This is a genomic window from Pseudomonas sp. QTF5, from assembly GCF_000512695.2.
In the GTDB taxonomy this organism is placed as follows: domain Bacteria; phylum Pseudomonadota; class Gammaproteobacteria; order Pseudomonadales; family Pseudomonadaceae; genus Aquipseudomonas.
Genome location: NZ_AZRW02000006.1, coordinates 165,263 through 180,347 on the forward strand (window position 1 = coordinate 165,263; position 15,085 = coordinate 180,347).

The window sequence follows — 15,085 nt, forward strand, 5'->3', positions numbered from 1 at the left end:
CCATGAAAGCTCTATTCCAGGACTTTTCCCTGTCTGCTGCCGTCGCCGGATTTATCGCCACGGTGATTTCCTACGCAGGCCCCTTGGTGATCATCTTTCAGGCGGCCGAGGCTGCGCAGCTCTCGCGGGAGGTGTTGTCGTCCTGGGTCTGGGCAATCTCCATCGGCAGCGCCGTGCTCGGCATCGGTTTGAGCCTGCGTTACCGCGTCCCGGTGATCATCGCGTGGTCGGCGCCGGGCTCGGCATTACTGGTGGCGCTGTTGCCGGAGATCTCCATGCCGGAAGCGGTGGGAGCCTATCTGGTCAGCAGCCTGATTATCTTCCTGGTCGGCGTGTCGGGAGCTTTCGACTGGATCATCGGCAAACTGCCCGCGGCGATTGCGGCGGCGATGCTGGCGGGGATTCTGTTCAGCTTCGGCACCGGGTTATTCGTGTCGCTGCAAGGCAAGCCATTACTGGTGCTGGCGATGTTTGCCACGTACCTGATCTGCAAGCGGGTGATGCCGCGTTACGCAGTGTTGATGGTGTTGCTGGTGGGCTGTTCCATCGCGTTTCTCGCCGGTGATTTGCACCGCGAAGCGCTGGTGATCGGTTGGGCCACGCCGATGTGGATCACCCCCGAATTCAGCCTGAGCGCGATCCTGAATATCGCCTTGCCGTTGGTGATGGTGGCGCTGACCGGCCAGTTTGTGCCCGGCATGGCGGTGCTGCGCGCTAGTGGTTACTCAACGCCGGCCGGTCCGATCATCGCCAGCAGTGCGTTGGGCACTGCGTTGTTGGCACCGTTCGGTTGTCACGGGTTGAATCTGGCAGCGATTACCGCGGCCATTTGTACCGGTCGCGAGGCCCATGAAGATCCGGGCAAACGCTATGTGGCCGGGGTCGTGGGCGGCTTGTGTTACCTGGTGCTGGGGATCTTCGGTGCGACGCTGGTTTCGTTGTTTTCGGCGTTCCCCAAAGAGCTGATCGCGGCATTGGCCGGGCTGGCGCTGTTCGCCGCGATTGCCGGAGCGCTGGCCGGTGCAATGGCGGTGCCGAGTGATCGCGAAGCCGCGCTGGTGACCTTTCTCACCACCGCCTCGGGCATGTCGCTGTTTGGTTTGTCCGCCGTTTTTTGGGGGCTTATTTTCGGCATGGTCACGCACGTGCTGTTGAGCGCCCGGCGTCCCGCGCCTCAGGTCACGCCCGCACAGGAGGTGGCGCGCTGACCGAGTAGGTAGTCGCCACCCCGATCCTTATCCGTTTTCACCATCCCCCGCGGCGAATCCGCCACGGGTGGAGCACTTCAACCTGTCGATCAATAACAATAAGAGAACAGCGATGAAACAGATTCTTCCAGCAACCGGTTCAGTGTTGTCCCTGGCGGTCGTCTCGGGTTTTTCCAGTGGTGTGATGGCCGCCGAGGGCGGCTTCATCGAAGACACCACAGCCACCTTGCAGGCACGTAACTATTACTTCAGTCGGGACTTTTCCGACATCGTCGGGGCCAATCAACAGTCGAAGGCCGAAGAGTGGGCACAAGGCTTCATCCTCAACGTCAAATCCGGATATACCCAAGGCCCGATCGGTTTTGGTGTGGATGTCATCGGCCTGCTCGGACTCAAACTCGACAGCAGTCCGGACCGGGTCAACACCGGTTTGCTGCCGGTGCGCGATAACGGGCGCGCGGCGAATGAGTACAGCCGTCTGGAAGGTGCACTGAAAATGCGTTACTCCAAAACCGAGTTGAAAGTGGGTGAGTTGCAACCCAACCTGCCGGTGCTGGCCTTCAGCGATATCCGTCTGCTGCCGCCCAGCTATCAGGGCGCGAGCATCAGCTCCAATGAGATCGATGGCCTGACCTTGCAGGGCGGTCACTTGAATTCCACCAGCCTGCGCAACGAGGCCGGCGATGAAAAGATGCAGGCCATGCTCGGTCATGTACCGCAGCGTCAGGTCAGCAGCGATGGCTTCAACTTTGCTGGCGCCGATTACGCCTTCAATGACAAACGCAGTTCGGTCAGTGCCTGGTTCGGGCAACTGGAAGATATCTACAACCAGCGTTTTCTCGGCCTCAAGCACAGCCAGCCGATGGGCGACTGGACCCTGGGCGCCAACCTTGGCTATTACGATTCGCGTGAAGACGGCAAAAAGTTGCTGGGCAATATCGACAACCAGGCGTTCTTCTCCTTGCTGTCGGCCAAGCGCGGCGGCCACACCTTTTATGTCGGCTATCAGGGCATGTTCGGCGACAGCGCCTTCCCGCGAGTGTTTGCCAACATCTCGCCACTGGGCAACGAAGTGCCGACCTACGAGTTCGCCTACACCGACGAGCGCTCCTGGCAGGCGCGTTACGACTACGACTTCGCAGCCCTCGGCATGCCGGGGCTGACCAGCACCGTGCGCTACATCACCGGTAATAACGTCGACACCGGCAAAGGGTTTGAAGGCAAGGACCGCGAGCGCGATCTGGATATCGGCTATGTGCTGCAGAGCGGCAGCCTCAAAGGCCTCGGGATCCGTGTGCGCAACGTTATGGCGCGTTCCAACTACCGCAGTGATATCGACGAAAACCGCCTGATCCTCAGTTACACCTGGAAGCTGTTATGAACCTCGCGGTCACAGATCCGTGGTGCAGTCACCCATGACTTCGTATGTCACCCGATGGCTCTGCCCTTGATGATCGACATACTCCATGGTCGCAGGCGCAACTCCGCAGGCGGTTGCGGTGTTTGTCACGGAAACTATCTTGGCGATGTCCAGCGGCTGAGCCGGGTCATACGAGGTGGCGGAGGGCTAAATGGAAGAGGCAACGACAGAAGCCCGCGGCGCCCATCTCAAACCGAGTGGGCGGCTGCGGGTCATTGGGCCTGAGGTCCCGGTTACCTCATCCCCAGCGAGTTCGGCAGGACCAGAGAAATCCACGGTACATAGGTAATCAATATCAGGAACAGGAGCAGGATAATCAGCCAAGGCATGGCTGCACGTATGGTGGCGGTCAGTGACATGCCGGTCACCGCTGAGGTGACGAACAGGTTCAGGCCAACGGGTGGCGTAATCAGACCGATCTCCAGGTTCACCACCATGATGATCCCCAAATGAATCGGGTCGATTCCCAACTTCATGGCAATCGGGAACATGATCGGCGCCAGGATCAGGATGATTGCCGAGGGTTCCATGAACGCCCCAGCCACCAATAACACGATGTTCACCACGAGCAGGAATGTCACCGGTGTCAGACCCGCGCCGATGACCCAGGCGGTGATTTGTTGGGGCAATTGCTCGGTGGTCAGTACATGAGCGAAGAGCATGGCATTGGCGATGATGAACATCAGCATGATGCTCAGCTTGGCGGATTCGAGCAGTACCTTCGGTATCTTCATCCTGGGCGGCATCTACACCGGGATGTTCACCCCGACCGAGGCGGCAGCAGTGGCGGCGGTCTACGCGGCATTCATTGCGCTATTCGTCTACAAGGACATGTCGTTTCGCGATCAAGCGCCGCGCCACACCGCCTGTGGTCATGAAGGCACCGGCGAGCAAAAAGAACGGGATGGCCAGCAATGTGTAGTGCTCGGAGGTCTCGAACAGCTTGATGGCCAGTGAGCGCACGGAGTCAGGGCTGAAAAAGATGATCGTCAGCGAACCGGCCAGGCCAAGGGAAATGGCGATCGGTACGCCGATAAACATCAACGCGAACAGAGCAACAAAGAGGAAGAGAATGGTCATTTCTTATCATCCTCATGCTCGGTCAGTTTCAGCACCTCCGCGGCCTCGTCGGCCAGGCCCAGGCCCGTTTGACGGTTTTGCACAATGCGCACCAGAATCTCGGCAAAACGGATGAACACCAAGGCAAAACCCACCGGCACAATCAGTCCGATGTGCCATTGCATGATGCCGTAATGACCGAGGTCCTCGGCCCCGATGCCGGCGATGAACAGCGTTTGAATCCATTCGAAACTGGCGACGCTGAGCAGGCCCGCATAGGCCAGACTGCAGAGGCAGGCAATGATGCCAATGATTCGCTGAACCGGTTTGCTGGCCAGTTTCACCAAGGCATCGACACCGATATGCCCAGCCGTGCGCACGCCATAGGACAAGCCGAAAAAGATCAACCAGGCGAACAAGGCTTTGGTCAGCGATATGCTCCACGTCATGGCTTGGGCCATCCCCATGACGCTGTCGCCAATGGCGAACAAGGGTTCACTGGCGCTCTGCCACTGCTCGGCGAGGCTGTAGAAAACGCTATAGAGGTTGTTAAGGATGACGTAAACGAACGTTACCAGCGTCATTGCCGCCAGCAGGAAGACGATAAAGCCTTCTTCGAAGTGATCCCAAATGCGCCGTAAGGCATTCATGAGTGGCATCTCCCGATCGAGTGACGACGATGAAACAGGAGCCACCCTTTCGGGCAGCGCCCGCCGGCAGATTACTGAGCCTGGTTGGCAGCTTCGGCGGCCTTGATCAGGTCGGCACCGATATCACCTTCGAACTTCTTCCAGACCGGTTTCATTGCTTCGCGCCACTTGCCACGTTGCTCTGGGGTCAGGGTAATGATTTCAGTGGTCTTGGCGTTGATGATGTTCTGTTTGGCATCCTGGTTCAGTTTCTCAGCATCTTTGTTCACCTGAGTGGTGACCTCGACGATGATCTTGTCCAGTTCGGTTTTTATATCCGGTGGCAGGCCAGTCCAGAACTTGGTGTTGGTGATCAACATGTAATCGAGCAAGCCATGGTCGGACTCAGTGATGAACTTCTGCACTTCGTGCATTTTCTGGCTGTAGATGTTCGAGTAAGGGTTTTCCGCGCCATTGACGACGCCGGTCTGCAAGCCCTGATACACCTCGGCGAAGCTCATCTTGCGAGGGTTGGCGCGTACCGCCTTGAATTGCTCTTCGAGCACGGCCGAAGCCTGCACGCGGAATTTCAAACCGCGGGCATCGCCCGGTTCACGCAGCGCTTTGTTGGCCGACAACTGCTTCATGCCGTTATGCCAATAGGCCAGACCGGTGATGTTTTTGCTTTCCATGGACTTGAGAAGTCCCTGACCTTCAGGGCTTCGCTGGAAGCGGTCAACTGACGAGATATCGTTGAACAGGAAGGGCAGATCGAACAGTTGCAGCTTAGGTGTGTATTGCTCGAACTTGGCCAGCGACGGCGCAATCATCTGTACATCGCCCGATAGAAGCGCCTCCATTTCCTTGCCATCACCAAACAGCGAAGAGTTTGGATAAACCTCTACCTTGACCTTGCCGGGCAGACGTTCTTCGACAAGTTTCTTGAACAGCAGAGCGCCTTGGCCTTTAGGCGTTTGTTCGGCGACCACGTGGGAAAACTTGATAACGACTGGATCAGCCGCCAGCGCCAGGCTCGACGCGCCCAGCGCGAGTGCACAGACGACCGCGCTGCACAATGATGTGAGCATTTAGAGGTTCCTCTTGTTTTAGTTCTCGTGCCGTTCATGTCTGAAACGCGTTTGCACGGTGGACAAGAGGAGTCTAGGCAATAAATCACCATTGGTCGTTGCGACTAGTATTTCCAGAAAACCGGTATGAACAGCACCAGAACGGTGAGGATTTCCAGTCTTCCCAGCAGCATGCCAAAGGTCAGCAGCCATTTGGCGGCATCGGGCAGTGTCGAGAAGTTTCCTGCCGGGCCAATGATCGAACCAACGCCAGGTCCCACGTTACAGACGGCAGTGGCCGCGCCACTCAATGCGGTGGTCCAGTCCAGGCCGATGAGCGCCAGGCCCATGGCGATCGCCCCGATCGTGATGGTGAAAAAGAATGAAAACGTCAGGAGTGAGCGGGCGATATCCTCATCGATGGGGTGATTGTTGTATTTTTTCCGGATGACAGCTCGAGGGTGGATCAATTGTTTCAGGCTGCCCATGAGCAGGGCGCCAGCCACTTGAAAGCGGAAGATTTTAAGGCCGCCAGCGGTGGAGCCGGAGCAGCCGCCGACAAAGGTCAGATAAAAGAACAGCAACACGGAGAAACTGCCCCATAACGTGTAATCCCCCAGCGCCACGCCGGTCGTCGTGACCACCGAAGTCACGTTGACCGCCACGATCCGAAACGCCTCCCACCAGCCGTACTGGCTGTGCAAGCACAACCAGGTGCCGACCAGCAGCGAGGTAATGAGCAAAAAGCCAATGAACCCGCGTACCTGGTGATCGTTGAGCAGGGCGCGTCTATTCCCGCGCAACAGGCTCACATACAGCGTAAAAGGCAGGCTGCCCAGAATCATGACCACCACCGCCACCCAATGAATGGCCGGTTGCGTCCAGTGCGCCAGAGAAGCATCGGAAGTGGAAAAACCTCCCGTGGAAATCAACGACATTGCATGGTTGACGGCTTCGAACGGCGTCATGCCTGCCATCCACAAGGCCAGCGTGGAAAGAGCGGTAAGTCCGATATACAGCCCCAGAATATATTTGGCGGCGACGTGGGAGCGTGGTGTGACCTTCTCTGACCAGTCGGATGATTCGGTCTGAAACAGCCGCATGCCCCCGACCCGCAATAGCGGCAAGATGGCCACGGCCATGCCGATGAAGCCGATTCCGCCCAGCCAATGCAGCATTGAACGCCAGATCAGCAACCCGGGAGAGGCGGTGTCCAGACCGGTCAGGATGGTCGATCCGGTGGTGGTGATGCCGGACATCGTTTCAAAAAACGCGTCGGTGTAGCTGATGTGCTGGATAAAGACCATGGGCAATGCGGCGAACATGCAGACGACTACCCAACTGGCGGTCGTCAGCATGTACATATCGCGGGGACGCAGCTGAGCGTCCTCAGGACGTCCCTTGTTAATCAACAGCAGCCCGGACACCACCGTGATCAGGATTGACCACAGAAAGGCTGACATCTCATCGTTGCGCTCATAGATCACCAGTGTGAGCAGCGGTATCGCCATGCTCACTGCCAGCGTGATCAGAAAAATACCCAAGATGAAACCGATAAGCCGCAGTACCGCAATGGACATAAATAACGCCTGTCTTGTTAGCGCCGCGCAGTATCGATCGGCTTGTCGTTTTGTCTCGTAAAGTTTGCGTAACTTTTTTCTTTTCCTCGGATTCTCTGTGCGCGCGGGTAGAAGCATAGCTATATCGGCCCTGGTAGGAGCGAGGCTTGCCCGCGAAGGCGGCCTGATAGCCGACCGGGATTTTTTGATGGTGTACATATCCGTTTCTGCGGTAGGGGCGGCTGGCGGTTTCGTTCTTACAGCGAGTCCCTTTTCCAAACGCCGAAAAGGAACCAAAAGGCTTTGCCCCTCCATTCGGTGCCTCGCCTAGGCTCGGCATGCCATAACGAAGGCATTGCTCCGGGGGCCCGCCGCCATCGGCCATCCATGGCCGGGGGCGGCTACCGCGGCATCCTTGCCGCGGTGCCCCCTGCGCAATACCTGCGTTCGGCCTCTGGGAAAGGGGCAACAGATCAAGATCAAAAGCCAAAGCAACAGCAACAGCAACGGCAAGACCAACAGCTTCGCGAGCAAGCCCGCTCCCACAGTTGGACTGGGTACATCCCGGGAAAAATTGGTCGACTGACAGGTCGCTATCGCAGCGATGCCGCGACCCGACAAGCCAGCCCCCACAAAAAATCAGTGCACATCCGCTCTGCTTTTCACCACTCAACAGGCCGAGCGTTAGCTCGCCTGCAGCTTTTGATCTTGATGCACCGTCCCCTCGAGAGGCTGAGTGGAGGTTCTGCGCAGTGGGCAACCCGGCATGGATGCCGGGTTAGCCGCCCCCGGCCATGGATGGCCGATGGCGGCGGGCCCACGGAGCAGGACCGGAGCGAGGGCATGCCGAGCCTAAGCGAGGCACCGAACGAAAGGGGCAGAAGCGCTTTGGTTACTTTCCGCCGGGCCGCGCAGGCTTTTCGAAAGTGACTCGCTGTAAAAGCGAAACCAATAGAAGCCGTGACCACAGAAACGGATATGTACACCCTCAAAATCGCGAAGATGTGTACACGGCCAGTCAGAAACGCCGGTATAGACTGAGAGCTATCACGACGGGAGAGACGCGTGAAATACAGAACAGTGTTGCTGCTCAGTCTTACGCCTATATGGGCCCCGGCGCCGAAGAAAGCACGCCCATGATCGGCGCCGAACTGCTGTCACCGCAAAGCCTTGCAGTTGGCTGGCTGATTTACGTGCCGGTAGTGATCTGGGCTGTCTGTCGCGCGCCCTGGGTTGAATTGTTCAGCGATAGCCGCCGTCAGCATCTGTTGTTCGGCACGGTGTTCGCGCTGTTCATGCTCTGGCTGGTGCGACGGGACTTCGACACCGGCGTGTCCTATCACTTCATTGGCATGACGGCGGTGACGTTGCTGCTGGATTGGCCATTGGCGATTGTCGGCGGGTTGGTCGCGCAAACGGGATTGGTGCTGCTCGGACGGCAGGACATGGCGGCCATGGGGGTTAACGGCGCGCTGCTGATTCTGTTGCCGGTGCTGATCACCGAGTGCTGCGCAATCCTGGTCGAGCGCGCGCAGCCGCGTAATCCCTTTGTGTACATCTTCTGTTCCGGTTTTTTTGCCGCTGCGTTGTCGGCCCTGTTGTGTTTGATTCTGGCGCTCACATTGCTGTGGTACGACGAACGTTTCGCCATGCCGTATTGGCTGGAAGATTTTGTCGGCTATCTATGGCTGCTGATTTTTCCGGAAGCGTTTATCAACGGCATGGTGGTCAGTGCATTGGTGGTGTTCTGCCCCGAATGGCTGGAGACGTTCAATCGCACGCGCTACCTTTCGGCGCCCTGGAAGGACGACGATCCCAAATCTTGATCCACATCAAATCCAAAAAACGTTGCCGAATCCATGCTCTGGAAAACCTTCAGGAGCATTGAAATGAGTGTCTACGAATGGGCCAGGCAGGAGTTGCGTCAGAGTCTGGATGTGGCGCAAGAGGTGGGCTTCGATCCGGGATTGAGCCTGCGCGCCTTGCTCAGTGCGGTGGTGCAGCAGAGCAAGGCGGTACGCAATATCGAAGACCTGGCCGATGAGTTGCGGTTTCTCGCCGAGAACCTCGACGAAGGCCAGGATTACGGCTTTATGCGGCCCTGAGGGTCGGGATCAGTGACGCGGGTCGAAGTCTTCGCTGAACAGTTCGTCTTCGGCATCCGGGCTCACCGGAATCTTGTGTTCTTCCGACGCCCAGGCGCCCAGGTCGATCAGTTTGCAACGGTCTGAACAGAATGGCCGGAACTTGTTCTCGGGACTCCATTCGACAGGGGCGCCACAGGTTGGGCAATCGACGGTTGGGGTTTGGCTCATGACTGGCCTCCACGCAAAGTAAGGTAAAAGTGATGCAGGCGTTCGACCTCGCTGTGCAGCCAGGCGAGGTCGCGGTCGTTGACCACCACATCGTCGGCATGGCTCACGCGGTCCTGTCGGCTGGACTGGGCCTTGAGGATCGCCTGGACCTGCTGTTCGCTGGTCTGGTCACGCTGCAGCGTGCGTTCGATCTGTAACTGTTCCGGGGCATCGATCACCAAAACCCGTTGGGTCATGGCGTACTGCCCGGACTCGATCAGCAGCGGCGAAACCAGAATCGCGTAAGACGATTGTGCCTTGGCCAGATGGTGGGTGATTTCTTGGGCGATCAGCGGATGCAGCAGCGCTTCGAGCCAGCGGCGTTCATCCGGCACTTCGAAGATCAGCTTGCGCAGCGCCGCACGATCCAGTTGGCCGTCGGCTTGCAGTACGCCGTGGCCAAAGTGCTCGGCGATCTTCGCCAGTGCCGGGCGACCGGGTTCGACCACCCAGCGAGCCGCATGATCGGCGTCCACCACGTGCACGCCCAGATCGATGAAGTGCTGGGCTGCCGCGCTTTTGCCGCTGCCGATGCCGCCGGTCAGGCCGAGAATCCAGGGTTTTTCCACAGGGGTATTCATTTCAAACCGACAAACAGCCAATAGAAGCCGGTTATTTGACCACCCCAGAGCAAGGCAATCCAGCCGGCAATGGCCAGATAGGGGCCAAAGGGCAGCGGTGTCGAGGTTTTCGCGTCCCGCAGGCGCAGCAAAATCACCCCGATAATGGCGCCCAGCAGCGATGACAGCAGGATGGTCAGCGGCAGGATCTGCCAGCCGCCCCAGGCGCCGAGCATCGCCAACAGCTTGAAGTCCCCGTAGCCGATGCCGTCCTTGCCGGTGATCAGCTTGAACAGCCAGAACACCGTCCACAGCGCCATGTAGCCGGCCACCGCACCCCAGAACGCGTCATGCAGCGAGACGAAGAGCCCGAAACTGTTGACGATCAACCCCAGCCATATCAACGGCAGTACCAGCACGTCCGGCAACAGTTGGTGTTCGGCGTCGATCAGGCTCATCGCCAACAGACCCCAGCTCAGGACCAGCACCATGCAGGCCTGCCAGCCGAAACCGAAATGCCAGGCGACGAACGCCGACAGCACGCCACAGGCCAGTTCGGTCAGCGGGTAACGTTTGCTGATCGGCGTCGCGCAGCTCGAGCATCGCCCACGTAAAAACAGATAACTGAGCACGGGAATGTTTTCCCACGCTCGAATCCGATGGCCACAGTGGGGGCACTCGGAGTGAGGCAGTATCAGGTTGTAAGCCGGGCCGGGGGCTTCGGGTGGCAAATCCAGGACGTCATGGGCCTGCAGGCGCCATTCACGCTCAAGCATTTTCGGCAGGCGCCAGACCACCACGTTGAGAAAACTGCCGATCAGCAAGCCGATCACCCATGCAGTGATCACGAAGGTCAGCGGATTAAGACTCAGAAATTCGTTCAAGGACATATCAGATCGCTGAGCCGAGTTGGAAAATGGGCAGGTACATCGCAACCACCAGGCCGCCGACGATAACCCCCAGCACCACCATGATGAACGGTTCCATCAGACTGGTCAGGTTATCGACCATGTTATCCACTTCGTCCTCATAGAAGCTCGCGACCTTGTCGAGCATGTCGTCCAGCGCGCCGGACTCTTCGCCAATGGCCGTCATCTGGATGGCCATGGTCGGAAAGATACCGGAGGTGCGCATGGAAAAGTTCAGCTGCATGCCAGTTGAAACGTCCTGCTTGATGCGTAATACCGCTCGCTTGAACACGATATTGCCGGTCGCGCCCGCGACTGAATCCAGGGCTTCGACCAGTGGCACCCCGGCGGCGAACGTCGTCGACAAGGTGCGGGCGTAACGGGCCACGGCGGACTTGTACATGAGCGCGCCAACCAAAGGCAGTTTCAGCAGCCAGGTGTCCATTCGGTCCCGAAAACCCGGGGACTTCTTAAAGGCATGGCGGACGCCGAAGACCAGCGCACCCAGCATGCCGAGCACCATCCACCACCAGGCCTGCAGGAACTCCGACAAGCCGATGACCATCACGGTGAACGCCGGCAGTTCGGCGCCAAACCCCGAGAACACCGACTCGAACTGCGGCACAACCTTGACCAGCAAAATCCCGGTCACAATGATCGCGACGCACACCACCGCCAGCGGGTAGGTCATGGCTTTCTTGATCTTGGCCTTGAGGCTTTCGCTCTTTTCCTTGTAGGTCGCTACCCGTTCCAACAGGGTATCCAGGGCGCCGGCCTGCTCGCCGGCATCCACCAGGTTGCAGTACAGCTCATCGAAATACTGGGGCTTTTTGCGCAGGGCTGCGGCGAAGCTGTTGCCGGCCGCGACTTCCTGTTTCACCTCATCCACCAGCTTGCGCATGTTCGGGTTATCGAAGCCCTCGCCGATAATGTCGAACGATTGCAGCAGCGGTACGCCGGCTTTCATCATGGTCGCCATCTGCCGGGTAAACAGGGCAATGTCCAGAGCCTTGATGCGTTTGCCTGCACGGAAAATGGACGCGGTTTTTTTCCGCACCTTGCCCGGGTTGATGCCTTGCTTGCGTAACTGCGCCTTGATCAGCGCGGGATTTTGGCCGGTCAACTCGCCGGTCATTCTTGCGCCTTTTTTGTCTGTGCCTTCCCAGGCATATACATTGATTTTCGCTGCTTTGACCGCCATGTTCAGTCCTTCGTGACCCGGTTGATTTCTTCAAGGCTGGTGATGCCTTGCATGGCCTTGAGCAGGCCCGAAGTGCGCAGGTCGTTGAAGCCGTCCTTACGCATCTGGATGTCGATTTCCAGTGAATTGCCTTCGGCCATGATCAGCCGTTGCAGGTCCGGGGTATTTTTTACCACTTCATAAATCCCTACTCGCCCTTTGTAACCGCCGTTGCACTGGTCGCAACCGACCGGTTCATAGATCGTGAACGAGCCGATGCGTTCCTCGGGAAAACCTTCCTTGAGTAACGCCTCGCGGGGAATCTCGATGGGCATTTTGCAATGGCTGCACAGTTTGCGCGCCAGGCGTTGGGCGATGATCAGGCTGACCGAAGTCGCGATGTTGAACCCCTGAATCCCCATGTTGTGCAGGCGGGTCAGGGTTTGCGCGGCGCTGTTGGTGTGCAGGGTGGAAAGCACCATATGCCCGGTCTGGGCGGCCTTGATGGCAATCTCGGCGGTTTCGAGGTCGCGGATTTCGCCGACCATGATCACGTCCGGGTCCTGACGCAGAAACGAGCGCAGCGCCTGGGCGAAATCCAGTCCCTGCCTGGGATTGACGTTGACCTGGTTGATGCCTTCGATGTTGATTTCTACCGGGTCTTCGGCAGTGGAAATATTGATGTCGACGGTGTTGAGGATGTTCAGCCCGGTATAGAGCGACACGGTCTTGCCCGAGCCGGTGGGGCCAGTCACCAGGATCATTCCCTGTGGCTGCTTGAGGGCGGCCATGTACAGGTCTTTCTGGTCGGGTTCGTAACCGAGGGCATCGATGCCCATTTGTGCACTGGACGGGTCGAGGATCCGGATCACCACCTTCTCGCCCCACAGGGTCGGCAGGGTGTTGACCCGGAAGTCGATGGACTTGCTTTTGGACAGGCGCATCTTGATTCGCCCGTCCTGGGGTTTGCGCCGTTCGGAGATGTCGAGACTGGCCATGACCTTCAGCCGCGAAGCAATGCGGTTGGCCAGTTGTGTCGGCGGCCTAGCGACCTCCCGCAGCATGCCATCGGTGCGCATCCGCACGCGGTAGATTTTTTCATAGGGCTCGAAATGCAGGTCGGAAGAACCGCTCTTGATCGCGTCGAGCAACATCTTGTGGACGAAGCGCACCACCGGCGCGTCATCGGCATCTTGCCCTGCGATGGGGTCCTGTTTCTGCTCATCGACCGACTCGATATCCACCCCGTCGAGGTCGACATCGGCCATGTCTTCCAGACCGGTGGATTGATTGTCGAAGAATTTTTCGATGGCGTCGCTGAGCTTGTCTTCCTCCACCAGGATGGCTTCGGTGCTCAGCCCGGTACTGAACTGGATGTCGTTGATGGCTTGATGATTGGTCGGGTCGGAAATCCCCACGAACAGCTTGTTGCCCCGCCGCCAGAGGGGCAGGGCGTGGTGCTGACGGATCAGCTTCTCGCTGACCAGCCCTCGGGGTTGGGTGTCCTTGTCCAGGCAGTTGAGGTCCAGCAGGGCCATGCCGAAATGCTCCGAGGCCACTTCCGCGACCTGCCAGCTTTTCAGCAGTTTGTTTTGCACCAGATAGCTGACCAGCGAAATTCGATTGCGTTGGGCTTGCTGATACGCCTGTTGCGCACTTTGGTCGGTGATCAGCTCGGCCAGTACCAATTGCTTGGCCAGACCGCTAAGGGCAATGTCATTCATTGGGATTCCGGACGCAGACGGTTAATGACTTATAGCCTAGTCAAGCAGTGGAACCAAACCAGTCGGGGTGAGGTGACAAAAAGTGTCAGATAGTGCGGATCCTGGGGGGAGGAAAGGTCTTTGCCACGGTCTCGCGCTCCGCAGGCAGGGGCGCGCGCGGTTTGGCATGACCTGTGCTGTGCCTTGTTCAGATCATGAGATTTCGACTCATGCATGGAGCCTGTCTATGAAAAATCAAAATGGCTTTACCCTGATAGAGCTGTTGATCGTGGTGGCGATCATCGGGATTCTGGCGACGTTTGCGCTGCCGCAGTATTCGAAGTACCAGGCGCGGGCGAAGGTTACCGCTGCGGTTGCGGAAATCTCGGCACTGAAGGTGCCTTTCGAAGACGTTATCAATCAAGGCACCGATATTGCCGCCCCCGCCGGGATCGGCGCGGCGAGCGCCACGGGTAATTGCACGATTACGGCAACGGGTACTGCCTCTACCGGTGCGGGCAGTATTGCTTGCACGATTCTCAACGCACCGGGGCCGGTGCTCAGCAAAACCGTCACGCTCACGCGCACACTTGCCGGTGGCTGGACTTGCGCCACTACGGTTGACGCGGAATACGCGCCTAAAGGTTGCCCTCCCGCTGCCGCTGCTGGCTGATCCATTGTCATCCTGCCAAATGCCCCGCGTTTAACGACGCGAGGCATTTTTTTGTTCGCTATTTTTGGGGCCAGGTAATCGAGAAACCCCCGACAATTCATGGCCTTAGGCCTGCGTTAAAACCCGCATGTTGCATGTAGATAATTTCGCAGTCATGCAATTTGCATGATTACGAAAATTACCTTTGTAGTTAAGTAATTGATTTATAAGTATTTATTTTTTATCGGACAGTTGGCACAGCGTTCGCACTCTCTCCTGTAACCCTGCTGACAAGACACGCAGCAGACTTTCCAGAAATACAGGAGTTACTCGTATGAAGAAGTTCGCTATCGCTGCCGCTACTGCTACCGCGTTGACCCTGACCATGGCCAACGCTGCATTCGCACAGACCACCCAAGCGACTCAGGCACCCATGATGCTGGCCGCCGGTGAAGTCACTGAAGCGAAAGAGGATGTTTCCGATACCTGGATCACAACCAAAGTCAAAGCAGACCTGGTGACCGAAAAAGGCATCCCTGGCACTGACATCAAAGTCGAAACCAACAAAGGCGTTGTTTCCCTGTCTTCCATGACCGCTCTGACAGATGCTCAGAAAACAACCGCCGTGGCTATCGCCAAGAAAATCAAAGGCGTCAAAGCGGTGTCCGCTGACGGCCTGAAATCCGAGTAAAACAAGGCTTCTCGCCTGGACCGGGAGAAGGTGCGGTAGACGGGCCGAGTCATACGTCTGCCGCAACTTGAGCGTTCATGCGAAAGGTCACAAGG

The 15,085-nt window shown here is 57.9% G+C and carries 14 protein-coding genes and 4 pseudogenes; 7 read left to right on the forward strand and 11 right to left on the reverse strand.

All coding sequences use genetic code 11. The annotated features are described in order from the left end of the window. Nucleotides 1-2 precede the first annotated feature (2 nt). Nucleotides 3-1,208, forward strand: coding sequence for a benzoate/H(+) symporter BenE family transporter (locus IC37_RS07330; RefSeq protein WP_030130383.1), 1,206 nt, complete (start codon nt 3-5; stop codon nt 1,206-1,208). Between the two features lie 112 nt (nt 1,209-1,320). Further along, a complete protein-coding gene (locus tag IC37_RS07335; RefSeq protein ID WP_030130382.1) occupies nt 1,321-2,589 on the forward strand; it encodes an OprD family porin in 1,269 nt (422 codons plus the stop codon). A 9-nt stretch (nt 2,590-2,598) separates the two neighbouring features. Here the strand turns inward: IC37_RS07335 and IC37_RS07340 are convergent. Both IC37_RS07340 and IC37_RS30385 read right to left on the reverse strand, forming a co-directional pair. Beyond that, nucleotides 2,599-2,769, reverse strand: a pseudogene (locus tag IC37_RS07340) (DUF2790 domain-containing protein); the annotation flags it as partial. Between the two features lie 92 nt (nt 2,770-2,861). Continuing rightward, nucleotides 2,862-3,356 (reverse strand): annotated as a pseudogene (locus tag IC37_RS30385) (TRAP transporter large permease subunit); the annotation flags it as partial. Here IC37_RS30385 and IC37_RS30390 point away from each other — a divergent pair. Then, nucleotides 3,355-3,474 (forward strand): annotated as a pseudogene (locus IC37_RS30390) (TRAP transporter large permease subunit); the annotation flags it as partial. The pseudogenes IC37_RS30385 and IC37_RS30390 sit on opposite strands and share 2 nt — an antisense overlap. On the opposite strand, the pseudogene IC37_RS30395 reads toward IC37_RS30390, so the two are convergent. The 4 genes and pseudogenes from IC37_RS30395 to IC37_RS07360 all read right to left on the reverse strand — a co-directional run. Then, nucleotides 3,472-3,708, reverse strand: a pseudogene (locus IC37_RS30395) (TRAP transporter large permease subunit); the annotation flags it as partial. The pseudogenes IC37_RS30390 and IC37_RS30395 overlap by 3 nt on opposite strands. Then, nucleotides 3,705-4,337: a TRAP transporter small permease gene (locus IC37_RS07350; RefSeq protein ID WP_030130380.1), complete on the reverse strand. Its 633-nt coding sequence runs from the start codon at nt 4,335-4,337 to the stop codon at nt 3,705-3,707. The gene IC37_RS07350 and the pseudogene IC37_RS30395, both read right to left, overlap by 4 nt. 71 nt (nt 4,338-4,408) lie before the next feature. Then, complete coding sequence (locus tag IC37_RS07355) at nt 4,409-5,404, reverse strand: TRAP transporter substrate-binding protein (RefSeq protein ID WP_030130379.1); 996 nt, start codon at nt 5,402-5,404, stop codon at nt 4,409-4,411. Between the two features lie 104 nt (nt 5,405-5,508). Beyond that, a complete protein-coding gene (locus tag IC37_RS07360; RefSeq protein ID WP_030130378.1) occupies nt 5,509-6,963 on the reverse strand; it encodes a TrkH family potassium uptake protein in 1,455 nt (484 codons plus the stop codon). 1,115 nt (nt 6,964-8,078) lie between these two features. Between IC37_RS07360 and IC37_RS07370 the strand changes: the two genes are divergently transcribed. Together IC37_RS07370 and IC37_RS07375 are read left to right on the forward strand one after the other, a co-directional pair. After that, nucleotides 8,079-8,768, forward strand: coding sequence for an energy-coupling factor ABC transporter permease (locus IC37_RS07370; RefSeq protein ID WP_030130377.1), 690 nt, complete (start codon nt 8,079-8,081; stop codon nt 8,766-8,768). A 63-nt stretch (nt 8,769-8,831) separates the two neighbouring features. Then, nucleotides 8,832-9,047, forward strand: a complete 216-nt coding sequence (locus tag IC37_RS07375) for a hypothetical protein (RefSeq protein ID WP_007938959.1) — start codon at nt 8,832-8,834, stop codon at nt 9,045-9,047. A gap of 9 nt (nt 9,048-9,056) precedes the next feature. Here IC37_RS07375 and yacG read toward each other — a convergent pair whose 3' ends face one another. The 5 genes from yacG to pilB are packed head-to-tail and all read right to left on the reverse strand — an operon-like array spanning nt 9,057 to nt 13,668. Next, nucleotides 9,057-9,257: a DNA gyrase inhibitor YacG gene (gene yacG / locus IC37_RS07380; protein ID WP_030130376.1), complete on the reverse strand. Its 201-nt coding sequence runs from the start codon at nt 9,255-9,257 to the stop codon at nt 9,057-9,059. Next, nucleotides 9,254-9,877 (reverse strand): dephospho-CoA kinase, encoded by a 624-nt coding sequence (coaE, locus tag IC37_RS07385; RefSeq protein WP_030130375.1) that lies wholly within the window; start codon nt 9,875-9,877, stop codon nt 9,254-9,256. Before coaE ends, yacG begins: the two co-directional genes overlap by 4 nt. Continuing rightward, nucleotides 9,874-10,746: an A24 family peptidase gene (locus IC37_RS07390; RefSeq protein WP_030130374.1), complete on the reverse strand. Its 873-nt coding sequence runs from the start codon at nt 10,744-10,746 to the stop codon at nt 9,874-9,876. The genes coaE and IC37_RS07390 overlap by 4 nt, the downstream gene beginning before the upstream one ends. 1 nt (nt 10,747) lies before the next feature. Next, nucleotides 10,748-11,965, reverse strand: a complete 1,218-nt coding sequence (locus tag IC37_RS07395) for a type II secretion system F family protein (RefSeq protein WP_030130373.1) — start codon at nt 11,963-11,965, stop codon at nt 10,748-10,750. 2 nt (nt 11,966-11,967) lie between these two features. Further along, complete coding sequence (gene pilB / locus IC37_RS07400; RefSeq protein WP_030130372.1) at nt 11,968-13,668, reverse strand: type IV-A pilus assembly ATPase PilB; 1,701 nt, start codon at nt 13,666-13,668, stop codon at nt 11,968-11,970. Nucleotides 13,669-13,894: 226 nt separating this feature from the next. Between pilB and IC37_RS07405 the strand changes: the two genes are divergently transcribed. Next, on the forward strand, nt 13,895-14,320 hold the full coding sequence (locus IC37_RS07405) for a pilin (RefSeq protein WP_030130371.1): 426 nt from the start codon (nt 13,895-13,897) through the stop codon (nt 14,318-14,320). A gap of 313 nt (nt 14,321-14,633) precedes the next feature. Beyond that, nucleotides 14,634-14,990: a BON domain-containing protein gene (locus IC37_RS07410; RefSeq protein ID WP_030130370.1), complete on the forward strand. Its 357-nt coding sequence runs from the start codon at nt 14,634-14,636 to the stop codon at nt 14,988-14,990. The last annotated feature ends 95 nt before the right edge of the window (nt 14,991-15,085 follow it).